Source organism: Allobosea sp. P2_A10 (genome assembly GCF_056405115.1).
The window spans coordinates 252,626-267,163 of record NZ_JBFUCS010000005.1 but is presented as its reverse complement, the minus strand read 5'-3'; the positions used below and the strand labels follow the sequence as shown (position 1 = coordinate 267,163).

General features: G+C 67.6%; 14 protein-coding genes. 10 read left to right on the top strand and 4 right to left on the bottom strand.

Going from position 1 to position 14,538, the window contains the following annotated elements:
* The 9 genes from AC1DZY_RS10305 (at window position 1) to AC1DZY_RS10265 (ending at window position 9,174) form a co-directional block, all read left to right on the top strand.
* Window positions 1-1,443, top strand: a complete 1,443-nt coding sequence (locus tag AC1DZY_RS10305; RefSeq protein ID WP_476820013.1) for an FAD-dependent oxidoreductase — start codon at window positions 1-3, stop codon at window positions 1,441-1,443.
* The gene (locus AC1DZY_RS10300) at window positions 1,440-2,606 is read left to right on the top strand and encodes an NAD(P)/FAD-dependent oxidoreductase (RefSeq protein ID WP_476820012.1); all 1,167 of its coding nucleotides are present in this window, start codon (window positions 1,440-1,442) and stop codon (window positions 2,604-2,606) included. Before AC1DZY_RS10305 ends, AC1DZY_RS10300 begins: the two co-directional genes overlap by 4 nt.
* On the top strand, window positions 2,599-3,570 hold the full coding sequence (locus tag AC1DZY_RS10295) for a dihydrodipicolinate synthase family protein (protein WP_476820011.1): 972 nt from the start codon (window positions 2,599-2,601) through the stop codon (window positions 3,568-3,570). The genes AC1DZY_RS10300 and AC1DZY_RS10295 overlap by 8 nt, the downstream gene beginning before the upstream one ends.
* 90 nt (window positions 3,571-3,660) lie before the next feature.
* On the top strand, window positions 3,661-4,473 hold the full coding sequence (locus AC1DZY_RS10290; protein ID WP_476820010.1) for a transporter substrate-binding domain-containing protein: 813 nt from the start codon (window positions 3,661-3,663) through the stop codon (window positions 4,471-4,473).
* 175 nt (window positions 4,474-4,648) lie between these two features.
* Complete coding sequence (locus tag AC1DZY_RS10285; RefSeq protein ID WP_476820009.1) at window positions 4,649-5,323, top strand: amino acid ABC transporter permease; 675 nt, start codon at window positions 4,649-4,651, stop codon at window positions 5,321-5,323.
* Between the two features lie 16 nt (window positions 5,324-5,339).
* Window positions 5,340-6,026, top strand: a complete 687-nt coding sequence (locus AC1DZY_RS10280) for an amino acid ABC transporter permease (RefSeq protein ID WP_476820008.1) — start codon at window positions 5,340-5,342, stop codon at window positions 6,024-6,026.
* Complete coding sequence (locus AC1DZY_RS10275; protein WP_476820007.1) at window positions 6,004-6,741, top strand: amino acid ABC transporter ATP-binding protein; 738 nt, start codon at window positions 6,004-6,006, stop codon at window positions 6,739-6,741. The genes AC1DZY_RS10280 and AC1DZY_RS10275 overlap by 23 nt, the downstream gene beginning before the upstream one ends.
* Before the next feature lie 12 nt (window positions 6,742-6,753).
* Window positions 6,754-7,659, top strand: coding sequence for a DUF6282 family protein (locus AC1DZY_RS10270; RefSeq protein WP_476820006.1), 906 nt, complete (start codon window positions 6,754-6,756; stop codon window positions 7,657-7,659).
* Window positions 7,660-7,767: 108 nt separating this feature from the next.
* A complete protein-coding gene (locus tag AC1DZY_RS10265; protein WP_476820005.1) occupies window positions 7,768-9,174 on the top strand; it encodes a DUF2793 domain-containing protein in 1,407 nt (468 codons plus the stop codon).
* Here AC1DZY_RS10265 and AC1DZY_RS10260 read toward each other — a convergent pair whose 3' ends face one another.
* From AC1DZY_RS10260 to AC1DZY_RS10250, 3 genes are all read right to left on the bottom strand, one after another.
* Window positions 9,175-10,092: a 3-hydroxyacyl-CoA dehydrogenase NAD-binding domain-containing protein gene (locus AC1DZY_RS10260; RefSeq protein ID WP_476820004.1), complete on the bottom strand. Its 918-nt coding sequence runs from the start codon at window positions 10,090-10,092 to the stop codon at window positions 9,175-9,177. It lies immediately after the preceding gene.
* 85 nt (window positions 10,093-10,177) lie between these two features.
* A complete protein-coding gene (locus AC1DZY_RS10255) occupies window positions 10,178-11,152 on the bottom strand; it encodes a tripartite tricarboxylate transporter substrate binding protein (protein ID WP_476820003.1) in 975 nt (324 codons plus the stop codon).
* A 53-nt stretch (window positions 11,153-11,205) separates the two neighbouring features.
* A complete protein-coding gene (locus AC1DZY_RS10250) occupies window positions 11,206-12,921 on the bottom strand; it encodes an IlvD/Edd family dehydratase (RefSeq protein ID WP_476820002.1) in 1,716 nt (571 codons plus the stop codon).
* Window positions 12,922-12,984: 63 nt separating this feature from the next.
* Between AC1DZY_RS10250 and AC1DZY_RS10245 the strand changes: the two genes are divergently transcribed.
* On the top strand, window positions 12,985-13,689 hold the full coding sequence (locus tag AC1DZY_RS10245) for a GntR family transcriptional regulator (protein WP_476820001.1): 705 nt from the start codon (window positions 12,985-12,987) through the stop codon (window positions 13,687-13,689).
* Here AC1DZY_RS10245 and AC1DZY_RS10240 read toward each other — a convergent pair.
* Window positions 13,677-14,414 carry an FkbM family methyltransferase gene (locus AC1DZY_RS10240; protein ID WP_476820000.1) on the bottom strand — a complete coding sequence of 246 codons (738 nt, stop codon included), beginning with the start codon at window positions 14,412-14,414 and terminating at the stop codon, window positions 13,677-13,679. The two genes, AC1DZY_RS10245 and AC1DZY_RS10240, sit on opposite strands and share 13 nt — an antisense overlap.
* Between the last annotated feature and the right edge of the window lie 124 nt (window positions 14,415-14,538).

Sequence of the window (14,538 nt, the reverse complement as noted above, 5' to 3'; positions counted from 1 at the left end):
ATGGCGGCCGCCGCACATCAGTCGGCCGATCTGATCGTCATCGGCGCCGGGCCTGCGGGCGCTGCAGCCGCGCTTGCGGCGAGCCATGCGGGCATGGAGGTGGTGCTGCTCGACGAGGCGGCCGCGCCGGGCGGGCAGGTCTACCGGGCCCGGCCGGCCGGGCTTTCGCTAGCGCCGGAAGCTTCTGGGCCGGACGATCGCGCCGGCGATGCGTTGCGGGCCGCTGTCGCGGCCTCGTCGGTGACGTGGCGTGCCTCGGCGCTGGTCTGGTCGATCTCGGGCGCGTTTCGCGTCGATGCGGTGACGCCGTCGGGCCATGAGAGCTTCACCGCGCCGCGCCTGATCGCGGCGACCGGCGCGCATGAGCGGGTCGTGCCATTCCCGGGCTGGACGCTGCCGGGCGTGATCGGGCTGGCGGCTGCGACGATCCTGCTGAAGTCGCAGGGCATGGTTCCCGGTCGCCGCACCGTCGTCGCCGGTTGCGGGCCGCTGCTGGCGGCGGTGGCGGCCAAGATCGTCGCCGGCGGCGGGACGGTTGCGGCGGTGGTCGATCTGGCGGGCCCCAGCGACTGGCTCAGAGCGCTGCCGAAGCTCGCCTCGCGGCCCGATCTGCTGAAACAGGGCGTTGGCTGGGCGCTGAAGCTCAGGCAGGCGCGGGTTCCGGTATTGTTTCGTCAAACGGCGCTGCGAGCCGAGGGCGGCGAAGCGCTGGAGCGCGTCGTGATCGGCAGCGTCGATGCCGTAGGCTGCCCGACCGGCGGCGCTGAGCGGGTTTTCGAGGTCGACGCGCTGGCGGTCGGGCACGGGCTCGTGCCGGGCTCGGAGATCCCGCGCCTGTTGCGGGCCGCGCATCGTTTCGACGCGGCGGCGGGCGGCTGGGTGCCGGAGCGCGATGGCTTCGGGCGCTGCTCGGTTGCGGGACTTTATGCGGCCGGCGACGGCGCGGGCATCGCCGGCGCGGAGCCCGCCCGGCTCTCGGGCTACCTCGCGGGGCTGGCCGCCGCGCATGATTCCCGCTTCGTCGACGCCGCGACGGTCCAGCGCGAGGCCGCTACCATTCAGGCCGAACAGGCGCGGCTGCGGGGTTTTGCCGGCGCGGTCGGGCGGCTGATGCGAGCGCGCCCGGCGATGGTCGGGGCGATAGCGCCCGACACGGTGGTCTGCCGCTGCGAGGATATCAGGCGCGCCGAGATCGAGGCGGCGATCGCGGCCGGCGCGCGCGAGGTCAACCAGCTCAAGCATTTCACCCGCTGCGGCATGGGGCCGTGCCAGGGCCGGTTCTGCGGCGAGACGGCGGCCGAACTCCTCGCCCGCCATGTCGGCTCGCGAGAGGCGGCGGGGTACTGGACCGGCCGGCCGCCGCTGCGCCCGGTTCCGCTCGCCGATCTGCTCGGCACGTTCGATTATTCGGACATCCCCGTGCCGGAGGCTGCGCCGCTATGACGGCTGCCTATGATCTCGCGGTCGTCGGCGGCGGCATCCATGGCGCGACCGTGGCGCTGTTTTGCGCGCGCGCCGGGATGAAGACCGTGCTGTTCGAGCGCGGCAGCCTGTGCCGCGAGGCGTCGGGCGTGAACGCCGGCACGCTGACCATGCAGATGACGCGGGTGGCTCTGATTCCCTATGCGCTCAAGGCGCATGCGATGTGGGCCGCGGCGCGGGACTGGCTCGGACACGATGTCGGGGTCGTGGTCTGCGACGGGCTGTCGCTCGCGTTCACGCAGCGCGAGGCCGAGCTGCTGAGTTTCCGGGCCGGAAAACGCCGCGAGGCCGGCGCGCCGATCGAGCTGATCTCGGGCGTGGCCGCCCGAGAGGTCGAGCCCGGCGTGGCGGAAGGCGTGCTGCTCGCCGGCCATTGCAAGGTCGACGGCTACGCCAACGCCTATCTGACGGGGCTGGCCTATCGCCGCGCGCTGATCGAGGCCGGGGTGGATTTGCGCGAGCAGACTCCTGTGTCCGGCGTCGCGCGCGAGGCGTCGGGTTTCAGCGTGCTGACCCAATCGGGGGCCGTCGCGACCCGGCGGCTGGTGCTCGCCGGCGGCGTCTGGCTGGAGGAGATGACGGCCTGGCTCGGCATCGATTTAGCCATCAAGGTGTTGATCAACCAGCTCGCCGTGACCGAGCGCGTCGCGCCGGTAATGCGCACCGTGGTCGGCATCGCCAGCGGGTTGCTCTCGCTCAAGCAGTATCCGCACGGCACGGTCGTGATCGGCGGGGGCTGGCAGGGCAAGGGCGACCGCGCGCGCGGCGGGGCCGAACTCGTGCCTGAAAGCCTGATCGGCAATATGCGCCTCGCCTGTCATGCGATACCCGCGTTGAAGCAGGCCCGGCTCGCCCGCGCCTGGGCCGGGCTCGAGGCCGAGACGCGCGACGCGCTGCCGGCGGCCGGGCCGATTCCCGGCATCCCCGACGCCTATGTCTGCGGCAGCGTCCATTCCGGCTACACCAGCGGCCCCTACATCGCCCGGCTGCTGGCGCAGCGCATTCTCGGCCAGGAATCGGTCGATCCGCTTTTCCCGATCGACCGCCTGCTGACGCCGCCGGTCGCTCCTCTTCTTCCATCCGCCGCAGGCAGGGCCGCCGATGAACAGCCACACCATGTCTGAGCCCTTCGTGGCCGATGCGAAGGTCGCGGCCGCGATTGCGCGGCTTACCGGCATCCATGCCGCGACTTTGTGTCCGCTGAAGCCGGATTTCAGCCTCGACGAAGCGGCGCTCGCCGAACATGTCGGCGCTGTCGGGCGGCATGATGGCATCGAGGGGCTGCTGATCAACGGCCATGCCGGCGAGAATTTCCTGCTGACCCGCGAGGAGAAGCGCCGCGTCGTCGAAATCTGCCGCGAGACACTGGGGCCGGACGTCTTCCTGACCAGTGGCGTCAATGCAGAATCGAGCCTCGACGCCGCTTTGCATTCGGCAGACGTGGAGGCCGCCGGCGCGGACGCGATCCTGCTCTTCCCGCCCAATGCCTGGGGGCTGTTCCAGGACACGGATTCCGCGCTGCTGCATCATCGGCACGCGATGGCGGCGGGCAGTCTGCCGTTCCTGCTCTATCAGGCGCCGGTCGGCGCCGGCGCGATGCCCTATGACCTTGCGACGCTGGCGCGGCTCGTTGTCCTGCCGCGCGTGTGCGGCATCAAGGAGGGCAGCTGGGAGGTCGCGACCTATGACGAGAACCGCCGGCTCGCGAAGTCCCTGCGGCCCGATCTCGCCGTGCTCGGTTCGGGCGACGAGCATCTGCTGACGAGCTATCTGATCGGCTCCGAGGGCAGCCAGGTCAGCCTCGCCGCCGTCACGCCCTCACCGCTTGTGGCGCTCTGGCGTACGGCGCAGGCCGGCGACTGGGACGAGGCCAGGCACTGGCACGAGGTCATTCATCCGCTCGCCTGTGCGGTCTATCGCGAAGCGCCGGGCGGCCGGGCGACGCCGCGGCTCAAGGCCTGCCTGAAAATCCTCGGCCGGCTCGCCTGCGACGCTGTGCGCCCGCCCTTCATGCCCTTGCCCGTGGAGGAGTATCGCCGCCTGGAAAAGGCGCTGGCGCATGTCGAAAAAGCCGGCGCGCTCCGTTGACAAGCGTCTGCGCCAATGCTCCGATTGCATGCTGATCGTATACAATTAGTCGATTGCCTACCCGCCATTGTCGTTGAGGAGGAGGCCTGAATGTCCGTTTCGCGCTTTGCTTGCCTGCTCGCCGCCTGTGTCGCGCTGGCGGGATTTTCCGCTCCGGCTTTGGCCCGTTCGCTCGACGACATCCTGAAAGCGGGCGAGCTGCGCGTCGGCGTCAACCCGACATTGCCGCCGCGCGCGCTGTTCAACGAGAAGAACGAGATCGACGGTTTCGAGCCGGAACTGGCCAAGGCGGTGGCAGAGAAGCTCGGCGTCAAGCTGACGCTGGTGCAGGTCGGCTCGCCCGATCGCATCCCGTTCGTGGCGGCCGACAAGGTCGATGTCGTGATGGGCGCGATGAGCCGCACCTCCGAGCGCGCCAAGGTGATCGACTTCACCGCGCCGATCCATTCCGAGAATTACGGAATCGTCACCACCGACGGAAAGCCCTTCACCAAGCTCGCCGACCTCAACAGCGAGAGCGTGACGCTGATCCAGGTCCGCGGCACCACCGCGATCCCCTACATCCAAAGGATGCTGCCCAAGGCCAAGCTCGTCCTGCTTGACAACTACAACGATCGCGACCGGGCGCTGGCGCAGGGCAGGGGCGACGCCTCCTTCGACGGCATCGACGCCGTCGCCTATCGCTTGAAGATATTCCCGGCGATCAAATGGAAGATCATTCCGTCACCGGAATATGGCGTGACCTATTCCAGTTTCGGCGTCGCCAAGGGGAATTACGGGCTTCGCGACTGGCTCAATATCGCGCTCTACGAGCTGCATGTCGCCGGGGTGGTCGAGACGATCTGGGAAAAGTGGTTCCTCAAGCCGATGGACACGAAAGTGCCCGTCACACCGTATTTCTGATGGCCGATCGCGCTCCATCGATGACACCATCTCCGTCATTCCGGACAAGCCGCGTTAGCGGCGCCGATCCGGAATCCATCGTAAGGCGCCGTTGTGCTCCAGGATGGATTCCGGGTCTTCGCTTCGCTGCGCCCGGAATGACGGAGCCGGTGCCGCGATACATGCGGTCGCCCTGATGTCCTACACCCTCCAATACGGGCAGGTGACGCCCTATCTCGGCTATCTCGCCGGCGGCGCGTGGCTTGCCCTGCAGCTCGCCGCGATCGCCTTCGTCATCGGCTGGGCGGTCGGGATCGTCTGTGCCTCCGTGCTCGAATACGGGCCCAGGCCGGCGCGCTGGCTGGTCAAGGCGTATGTCGTGTTCGTGCTGAACACGCCGCTGCTGGTGCAGATCTTCTTTTTGTATTTCGCCTTGCCCGACTGGGGCATCGTGCTGAGTTCGTATGGCGCGGTGCTGCTCGGCATGTCGCTTAACGCCGGCGCCTATCTCACCGAAATCCAGCGCGCCGGTTTCCGCTCGATCCGCAAGGCCGAGGTCGAGGCGGCAGAGACGCTGGGCTTCTCGCGCGTGCAGACGATCCGCTACGTCGTCCTGCCGCATATCTGCAAGGTTTTGTTTCCGCCCCTGTCGAACCAGTACATCATCCTGACGATGACGACCTCGATCGCCGCCATCTTCGGCGTCGAGGAGCTGACCGGGCGGACCTACAACATCAACGCCCAGACCTTCCGCTCGCTCGAGATCTTCTCGATCGCGGCGGTCTACTACATCGCGCTGACGCTGGTCGCGAGCGCGGCGCTCTACGCCGTCGGGCGCTATTTCTTCCGCATCAAGGGCAAGGTGTTCTAATGGGAGGGCAGCTCTGATGGCGGCGCTCCTGGAGGAAGCCCCGCGCTTCTTCAGCTACTACAACATGATCTTCCTCGGGCAGGCCTTCGCGTTCACCGCGCTGCTCTCGCTCGTCGGCTGTGGCATCGGCTTCCTCGTCGGCTTTGGGCTCGCCGTGCTGCGCAACGACCGCATCACCGGCTTTGCGCCCCTGCGCTGGTTTGCGACCCTCTATGTCGAGATATTCCGGCGCATCCCGTTCCTGGTGAAGCTGATGGTGGTGTTCTTCGCCTTCCAGCTCGTCGGGGCCGATCTCGGCATGTTCGCGGTTGCGGCCACCACGGTCGCGCTGTCGTCATCTGCCTTCTCTGCCGAAAACATCCGGGCGGGGCTTGAATCGGTCCACAAGAACCAGTGGGACGCCGCCGAAGCGATGAACATGGGCGGGCTGACCGCTTTGCGCCGCGTGATCCTGCCGCAGTCCTGGCGCGTGATCATCCCGCCGTCGATGACCTATTCGGTCGGGCTGGTGAAGAGCACCTCGATCGCCTCTCAGATCGGCGTGCTGGAGCTGACCTACGCCGCCAAGATCCTGAATCAGAAGGGGTTCTCGGCCGCGATCTGCTTCGGCACCATCCTGATTCTGTATTTCGTCCTCTGTTATCCGCTGAACCTGTTCGCATCGCATCTGGAGCGCCGGCTTGCCCCATCTCGTCATCGATAGGCTTTCGGCCGACTACGGCGCGACGCCCGTCCTGCAGGATGTGAACCTGTCGGTCGAGCGCGGCGAGATCGTCTCGATCATCGGACCCTCCGGTTCGGGCAAAAGCACGCTGCTGCGGGTGCTGACCGGGCTCCTGAAGCCGCGCGCCGGCGTCGTGCATGTCGCCGGCGAGCAGGTCGACTATGGCAGCGCCAAGACGCTGAAGAAGGTGCGCGACCGCTTCGCCATCGTCTTCCAGCAATACAACCTGTTCCAGAACATGACGGCGCTGCGCAACGTCACCATCGCGCCGACCATCGTGAAGAAGCGCGACGCCGGCGAGGTCGAGCGCGAGGCGCGGGCCCTGCTGGAGAAGGTCGGCCTCTCGCATCGCATGGAGGCCTATCCCGACGAGCTCTCGGGCGGGCAGCAGCAGCGCGTCGCGATCGCGCGCGCTTTGGCGCTGCGGCCCGAAATCCTGCTGCTCGACGAGGTGACCTCGGCGCTCGATCCGGAACTGGTGGCGGAGGTGCTGGACACCATCCGGGTGCTGGCGGCGGAGGGCATGACCATGCTGATCGTCAGCCACGAGATGGGCTTCGTCCGCGAGGTCTCAAGCAAGGTCGTGTTCATGGCCGATGGGCGCGTCGTCGAGGTTGGCCCGCCGGCGCAGATCTTCGACGCGCCGCAGACCGAGCGCTGCGCCGATTTCGTCCGCCGCATCCTGCGGCATTGAGGGAAGAGCCCGATGACCTATGGCATGCACTATCTCAAGGGCGCGGTGGATTGCCATGTCCATAGCTGCCCGCATCTCAACGGCCGCAGCGCCAATGTCTTCGAATCGGTGCGCCAGGCGGCGGCGGCCGGCATGCGCGCCATCGGGTTGATGGACAACTTCCAGAACTCGACCGGCTATGCCGCGCTCGCCGCGGCCGAACTCGGCCATCTCGGCATCGAGGTTTTCGGCGGGCTGATCATGCAGCCGACCGCAGGCGGCGTGACCTATGAGGCGGCGCGCAACGCGGTCGATTACGGCTATGGGCCGGGCACCGGCGCGCGCTTCCTGTCGCTGCCGACGCATCACACCAAGGCGGTGGCCAGGCGCGAGGGGCGCACGGGCCTGTATCTGGAAGCGGCCTTCGGCGTGCCCGAGAGCGGCAAGGTGCCCGATCCCGTGCCGGCGATCATGGATCTCTGCGCAGAGCGCGACATCGTCTTCGATTGCGGCCATGTCGAGGGCTGGGAGGCGGTGGCCCTGGCGCAGGAGGCCAAGCGGCGCGGCGCGACGCGGGTCCGGACGCATTGCGGGCGCTACGACGTCGACGTGATCCGCGAACTGGTCTCGCTCGGCGCCTATGCCGAGTTCTGCTTCTTCCTGCTGACGCATGCGACGCAGGTCGGTCTGACCCATGTCGACCAGGAGAAGCACAAGGCGCCTGGGCAGACGGTGCAGGATCTCGCGCCGCGCGTCCGGGCGGCGGGCGACCGCGCCATCGCGTCAGGTGACGCCGGCATGTACCTGCTGCCGCCGCCGGTCGAAGCCTTCCGCGAATTCATGCTGCTGCTGGAATCGGAGGGCTTTACCGAGGCCGAGCTCAGGCGGATGAACACGGACAACCCGACCGCCCTGTTTCGGGTCGGGGCGTTCCAGTGATGCGCGACCGGGCGTAAGCGCTGCGACTTATCCCCGGCCCCCGACTGCCGAAGAATACTGGCCTCGCAACCGGCGCGCGCTTTGCCCGCCCAACCCGCGAGGCCATCCATGACCGCAACGCCGCGGCTCTCCCTGCCCCTGCTCGCCGCCGGCCAGGCGCAAAAACACGTCACGCACAATGATGCGCTCGTCCGGCTCGACGGGCTGATCCATCTGATGGTCGCCAGTCGCTCGCAGACCGTGCCGCCATCCTCGCCGGCCGAGACTTCGGCCTACATCATCCCGGCTGGCGCGACCGGCGTCTTCGCCGGGCGCACAGACGAGCTTGCGCTGTACGAGGATGCCGGCTGGACTTTCCTCGCGCCGCGCAAGGGTTGGCAGTGCTGGGTCGAGGATGAGGCGGAACTGCATGTCTGGACCGGCACGGAGTGGCGTCGCGCCAGCCCGCTGTCGAGCCTCGGAGCGAGCCTGTGGGGCGTCAACGCGACTGCCGACACGACCAACCGCCTCGCGGTCTCGTCATCAGCCAGCCTGTTCAACCATGCCGGCGCCGGCCACCAGATCAAGCTCAACAAGGCCGCCGCCGCACAAACCGCGAGCCTGCTGTTCCAGGACGGGTTTTCGGGCCGCGCTGAAATCGGGCTTTCCGGAGACGACGATTTGCGTTGCAAGGTCAGCCCGGACGGAGCGAGCTGGATCGAGGCCATGGTGATCGACCGGGCGACCGGCTCGGTCTCGCTGCCGGCGACCTCCTGGGCGCATGACAACCCGCTGCCGAACCTGCTGGTCAATGGCGACATGCAGGTCAACCAGCGCGGCTTTGCCGGCGGCGCGCTCGCGGCCGGTCTCTATGGCTTCGACCGCTGGAAGGCGCATAGCGGCGGCGCGACGCTGTCGCTGAGCGGCTTCGATATCGGCCTGAGCGTGGGCGCGATCGTCCAGCCGGTCGAGCCTTCGCTGTGGGGCGTGGCGTCCTTCGCCTCGACGCCGCTTTGCGTCTCCGTCGAAAATCTGAGCGGCGGCAGCCTTTCGGTGACGCTCGGCAGCGTGTCGGGTACGATCACGGCCGGGACGGGGCGTCGTTCCGTAACATTGACGCCGGCTGTCGGCGACAGCGGCACGCTGTCCCTGCGGCTTGCGCCGGCTTCGGGAGCGGTCTCCTTCCGGCGCATCAAACTTGAATTCGGAACGGCCGCGACCGGCTGGCCGGTCCGGTCTCTGGAACAGGAGCGGCAACTCTGCCGGCGCTATTTCTGGACGCATGAGGGCATCGTGTTGATCGACGCCTATCAGGTCGCGGCCGGCACGTTCCGGCAGCAGATCGCCCTGCCGGTGCGGATGCGGGCTGCGCCGTCGGTGAGCTATGCGATCTCGCAGGAGATCAACATCCAGGGCGGCACCGATCGTGGCGTCACCGTGCAGTCGCCCGACCGCGCCTATGCCCATATGGCGGCCCAAGTGACGGGGCGGGTTCGCGCCGCCTTCGACGACATCGTCTTCGACGCGGAGCTGTAGCTACTCGCTGACGAGCCTGCGCGCCTTGAGCAAGGCGAGCAGGCCTTCGTCGCGGCGCGCTTCAAGCTCCGCGATCGAGCGGCCGGCGGCCTCCTCGGCGACGCCCGCGACGATCGCCTGCTGAACCTCCGGCCCGAGTCCGGGATTGCCGAGCGATTCCCAGCGTCGGAGCTGACTCGGGCCGAGATGGGCGAGATAGCCGGCGATGCCGCCTTCGCCGCCGCCTAGATGGTAGGTCATGTGCGGCCCCATCAGAGCCCAGCGCAGGCCCGGCCCGTTGCAGAGCGCGGCGTCGATGTCGGCGACGCTGGCGACGCCCTGCTCGACCAGATGGACCGCCTCGCGATAGAGCGCGGACGCCAGCCGGTTGGCGATATGGCCTGGCATTTCGCGGTTCAGGATCACCGGCCGGCGGCCCTGCGCGCGATAATAGGCAGCCGCCCGCGCGACCACGCCGTCGTCCTCGCCGACGATCTCGACCAAGGGCACGAGATGGGGCGGGTTGAACGGATGGGCGACGATGATGCGGGCCGGCGTCGCGCAATCTGCGACGATCGCGCTGCGCACGAGCGCAGACGTGCTGCTGGCGATGATCGCGTCCGGCGCGGCGAGGCGATCGATCTCGGCAAGCAGCCTGCGCTTCACGGCCTCGTTTTCGGGGCCGTTCTCCTGCACGAAGCCAGCGCCGTCGAGCGCCTTGCCGAGATCGGTCGAGAAACTTATCGCGCCCGTGCCGGTCAGGCCGAGTTCGACAAGCTGGGCCCTGGCGCGCTCGACATAAGTCAGGAACTTCGCTTCCGCCGCTGGCGAGGGATCATAGGCGGAGACTGTGAGGCCATGCGCCGTTGCCAGCGCGGTCCAACTCGCGCCGATCATGCCGGCGCCGACGATGGCGAGGTGCTGGACAGGAGTTGTCATGATGCTTTGGCCTTCGCAATTGGCAGCGCGTCATTCCGGGCGCAGCGAAGCGGAGACCCGAAATGATGCGTAGGGAGACCCCTTTTCACTCCGGCTTCAGCCCGGTCGCCTTGATCAGCTCGCTCCATTTCTTCATCTCGCTGTCGATCAGCGCGGAGGCCTCCGCCGGGGTGCCGGGTCTGGGCGTCACGCCCTGGAGCTTCATGGCGTCCAGCGCTTTCTGCCCGCGCAGCGCCTTGCCGATCTCGGCATTGAGCTTGTCGATGACGGGTTGGGGCGTTCCCGCAGGGGCGAGCACGCCGAACCAGGAGCCGATCTCGAAATCGGGCAGGCCCTGCGCGATCGCGGTCGGATAGTCCGGCATGAAGGGCGAGGGCTCGCGGCCGGTGGTGGCGATCGCCTTGAGCGAACCAGCCTGAACGTGTTGAAGCACCGAGGGGATGGTGTCGAACATCACCTTGACCTGCCCGCCAATCATATCGGTCATCGCCGGGCCGGAGCCGCGATAGGGCACATGGCCGAGTTTCGTGCCGGCGCGCGCGTTGAACATCTCGCCGGCGAGATGCTGGGGCGAGCCATTGCCGGACGAGGCGTAGTTGAAATCATCGGGTTTGGCCTTGGCCAGCGCAATCAGTTCGGGAATGGTTTTCGCCTGTACCGAGGGGTGGACGACCAGCGCCAGCCCGACGGTGCCGGCCAGCGTCACCGGAGCGAAATCCTTCTTCAGGTCGAAGCCGGGCTTGGCCTGCAGGCCCATATTGATCGAGTGGCTGGTCAGCGCGCCCATCAGCAGCATGTAACCGTCAGCCGGAGCGCGTGCGACCGAAGCCGCGCCGACGCTGCCGGCCGCGCCCGCGCGGTTCTCGACGATGACGCGCTGGCCGATGCTTTGCGACAATTCCTCGGCGATGACGCGGCCGATGATGTCGGTCGCGCCGCCCGGCGCATAGGGCACCAGCAGCGTGATCGTCTTTGTCGGATAGGCCTGCGCGAAGGCGGGTGCAGCGGCGGCGATGGCGAAGACGGCGAGCGCGCCGCCCAGAAGCGAACGTTTCAGCATGGACGATATCCTCCGGTGGGGCGCGGGCCGGTTGCTCCGGCCTCGCATCGGGTTCAGCAGAAGTCGAAGTCGCAGCCCTCGTCGGCTTGCAGGACGCTTGAGAGGTAAAGCCCGCGATAGCCGCGCGACGGTTCGGTCAGATGGGCCGGGGCTATCCATTCGCCCTGCCGGCGCTCGAGTTCGTCGGCGTCGACCAGAAGCGCGATCTCGCGGGCGGGAACGTCGAGCCGGATCATGTCGCCGTCGCGGACGAGGCCGAGCGGGCCACCGACCGCCGATTCCGGCGTGATGTGCAGCACGATGGTCCCGAAGGCCGTGCCGCTCATGCGGGCGTCGGAGATGCGGACCATGTCTTTGACCCCGGCCTGGGCGAGCTTCCTGGGGATCGGCAGATAGCCTGCCTCGGGCATGCCGGGCGCGCCCTTGGGGCCGGCATTGCGCAGGACGAGCACATCGTTTGCCGTCACGTCGAGCGCGGGATCGTCCATGCGCGTCACCATATCCTCGACCGAATCGAACACCACGGCCCGGCCGGTGTGCTGGAGCAGGCCGGGGGAGGCGGCGGAATGCTTGATGACCGCTCCGCCCGGCGCGAGATTGCCGCGCAGGATCGCCATTCCGCCGGTCTGCTTCAACGGGTCGGCGGCGCTCCGGATCATGGTCTGGCCAGGCACGATCTCGGCTGCGTCGGCGATCTCGCCGATGGTCTGGCCTGTGATGGTGACGGCGTCGCAATCGAGATGGGCGCGCAGTTCCTTCATCAATCGGGGCACGCCGCCGGCCCAGTGGAAATGCTCCATGTAATGGTCGCCCGAGGGCTTGAGGTCGATCAGCACGGGAACCTGCCGGCCGATCTCGTCGAACTCCTCCAGATCGATGGTCATGCCGGCGCGGCGGGCGATGGCCGACAGGTGGACGAGCCCGTTGGTAGAGCCGCCGATCGCCTGCAGCACGACCATGGCATTGCGGAAGGCGGCTTTGGTGAGCAATTCGCCGGGCTTGAGTCCGCCCCTGGTCAGTGCCACCGCCTGCTTGCCGCTGGCTTCGGCCGCGCGGATGCGGTCGGCATGGGTTGCGGGGATCGTGCCCGAGCCGGGGAGCGCGATGCCGAGCGCCTCGACGAGGCAGCCCATGGTTGAGGCAGTGCCCATCACCATGCAGGTGCCTTGCGTCGGAGCGAGCCGGCCGCTCAGCACCTCGATCTCGGCTTCGTCGATCTGGCCGGCGCGGTGCTGGCCCCAAAGCCTGCGGCAATCGGTGCAGGCGCCGAGCACCTCGCCCTTGTGATGGCCGACCAGCATCGGGCCGGTGATGAGCTGGATCGCCGGGATATCCGCCGAGACCGCGCCCATCAGCTGGGCCGGTACCGTCTTGTCGCAGCCGCCGATCATCACGACCGAATCCATCGGCTGGGCCCGGATCATCTCCTCGGTGTCGATCGCCATCAGGTTGCGCAGGAACATCGAGGTCGGGTTCGAGAAGCTCTCGTGGATCGAGATCGTCGGGAACTCCATGGGCAGCCCGCCGGCCAGCATGACGCCGCGCTTCACCGCCTCGATCAGGCGCGGCACATTGCCGTGGCAGGGGTTGAAGTCGCTGAAGGTGTTGGTGATGCCGATGATGGGCAAGTCGAGCGCGTCGTCGGAGAAGCCCGCCGCCTTGATGAAGGCCTTGCGCAGGAAGAGCGAGAAGCCCGGGTCGCCATAGCTGGCGAGATTGCGGCGCATGCCGCGCGGAGCGGGCGTTTTAGGGTCGTTGGAGGCTGTCATGACTGGAAGAGACTTGCTGTCGCCAGGATTGTCAACAATCATGTTGGAGCTGGAGGCACTCATATGATCATGCTCGCCGCGATACCCTTGCCGGCCGTTAAACCGGCGACGCCCGAGCGCACGCGTATCGTCGCGGACGCGATCGAGGAGGAGATCGTGCTCGGCTGGCTGTTGCCGCGCGAGCGGCTGGTGGAGGAGGATCTTGCCGCCCGCCTCGGCGTGAAGCGCCATGTCGTGCGCGAGGCGTTGGCCGAACTGGAACGGGTCGGGCTGGTCGAGCGCGTGCCCAACAAGGGTGCGGCGGTGCGGTTGCTGGAGCCGCATGAAGTCCGCCAGATTTATTCGGTGCGTGAGGCGCTGGAGACGCTGGCCGCGCAGCAGATAGCGCTGCCGGCCGATGGCGAGGTCGTCGCGGCGCTCAAGGCGATCCAGACGCGCCATGCGGCGGCAGTCGCGGCAAGCGATGCGCGCGCCGCCTTCCGCGCCAACATGGCCTTTCACGAGGCATTATTTGCGGCCTGCGGCAATCGTCATCTGGTCGAACTGATTCAGACGATGGCCTCGAGGGTCCACGGCGCGCGCTCGATCACGGCGGCGAGCCCTGAGCATCTGGCGCTGGCCCGCGAAGAGCACTGGGCGATGATCGCCGCGCTCGAGGCCGGCGACCGGGAGAAGCTGGTCGCGCTCTGCCGGGCGCATCTGACGCCCTCGCGCGACGCCTATATCGCCGCCGTCGAGCGCAGGCAGGCGGCCGCTCAGTCCTTGTAGATGCTTTTCACATGCGCGTTGATCGCCGCGATCTCGGGCAGAGTTCCGCCGTTGCGGGCCTTCAGATGGTCCTCGTGCCAGTACCAGTCGTCGAAGCCGACATTGAGAACCTGATAGCCGGCCTCGCGGAGCAGCGTCCGCATCTCGCTGCGGCGCGGCTCGACGAAATTATGCTCGATGGTGAAGAGTGCGACGGCGTGCCGCTTGAGATCGATGGTCCTGAGGATGTCGAGCTCCGAGCCTTCGGTGTCGAGCGAGACGTAGTCGAAGCCGTATTCCGCAAAGCCGTCGGCAGCGGCCATCTCCTCGAAGGTGATGGTCTCGACGGTGATCAGGCCGTTGTCGCTGATCGCCTGACGACGATAGTCGGCGTAGCCGTCTGATTCGGCATATTCGGCGAGCGTGCCGATCTCCTGCGAGGCGACGAAGGAGAGCTTCTGTCCGCCTTCGCGGTGTACCGCCTTTTCGAGGCAGGTCGAATGGCGAAAGCGCTTCAGATCGGCGAACAGCACGGGATTGGGCTCGACCAGCACGCCACCCCAGCCATGCTCGGCCTCAAGGAAGCGGGTGTTGCTGTGGAGCACGCCGTCGAAGGCGCCAATCTCTGCAAAGCGCCCGCCGGTCCGGCCCAGGCACATCGCCAGAACCCAGCGCTCCTGCTCGATCTGCGAGTTGGTCAGGGTCTCGAAAGCGTCCTGCCAGGTCATATGGGGGGAGGATTGCATCGGCTTCCAGGCTATCGGTCTGGAGCCGCGCTCCCGTTTCTGGACCATAGCCGAGGTACGATCCCCGACAAGCGAAACGCGCCGTCAATTCCGGCGATGGGTGGCCGTCATGGTCGGGCTTGAC

Bases quoted from the DNA above. Each gene is read 5' to 3' on its own strand.
- AC1DZY_RS10255 (WP_476820003.1), bottom strand. From the start codon at position 11,152: ATGCTGAAACGTTCGCTTCTGGGCGGCGCGCTCGCCGTCTTCGCCATC.
- AC1DZY_RS10290 (WP_476820010.1), top strand. From the start codon at position 3,661: ATGTCCGTTTCGCGCTTTGCTTGCCTGCTCGCCGCCTGTGTCGCGCTG.
- AC1DZY_RS10265 (WP_476820005.1), top strand. From the start codon at position 7,768: ATGACCGCAACGCCGCGGCTCTCCCTGCCCCTGCTCGCCGCCGGCCAG.
- AC1DZY_RS10305 (WP_476820013.1), top strand. From the start codon at position 1: ATGGCGGCCGCCGCACATCAGTCGGCCGATCTGATCGTCATCGGCGCC.
- AC1DZY_RS10300 (WP_476820012.1), top strand. From the start codon at position 1,440: ATGACGGCTGCCTATGATCTCGCGGTCGTCGGCGGCGGCATCCATGGC.
- AC1DZY_RS10270 (WP_476820006.1), top strand. From the start codon at position 6,754: ATGACCTATGGCATGCACTATCTCAAGGGCGCGGTGGATTGCCATGTC.
- AC1DZY_RS10280 (WP_476820008.1), top strand. From the start codon at position 5,340: ATGGCGGCGCTCCTGGAGGAAGCCCCGCGCTTCTTCAGCTACTACAAC.
- AC1DZY_RS10295 (WP_476820011.1), top strand. From the start codon at position 2,599: ATGTCTGAGCCCTTCGTGGCCGATGCGAAGGTCGCGGCCGCGATTGCG.
- AC1DZY_RS10260 (WP_476820004.1), bottom strand. From the start codon at position 10,092: ATGACAACTCCTGTCCAGCACCTCGCCATCGTCGGCGCCGGCATGATC.
- AC1DZY_RS10245 (WP_476820001.1), top strand. From the start codon at position 12,985: ATGATCATGCTCGCCGCGATACCCTTGCCGGCCGTTAAACCGGCGACG.
- AC1DZY_RS10285 (WP_476820009.1), top strand. From the start codon at position 4,649: ATGTCCTACACCCTCCAATACGGGCAGGTGACGCCCTATCTCGGCTAT.
- AC1DZY_RS10240 (WP_476820000.1), bottom strand. From the start codon at position 14,414: ATGCAATCCTCCCCCCATATGACCTGGCAGGACGCTTTCGAGACCCTG.
- AC1DZY_RS10250 (WP_476820002.1), bottom strand. From the start codon at position 12,921: ATGACAGCCTCCAACGACCCTAAAACGCCCGCTCCGCGCGGCATGCGC.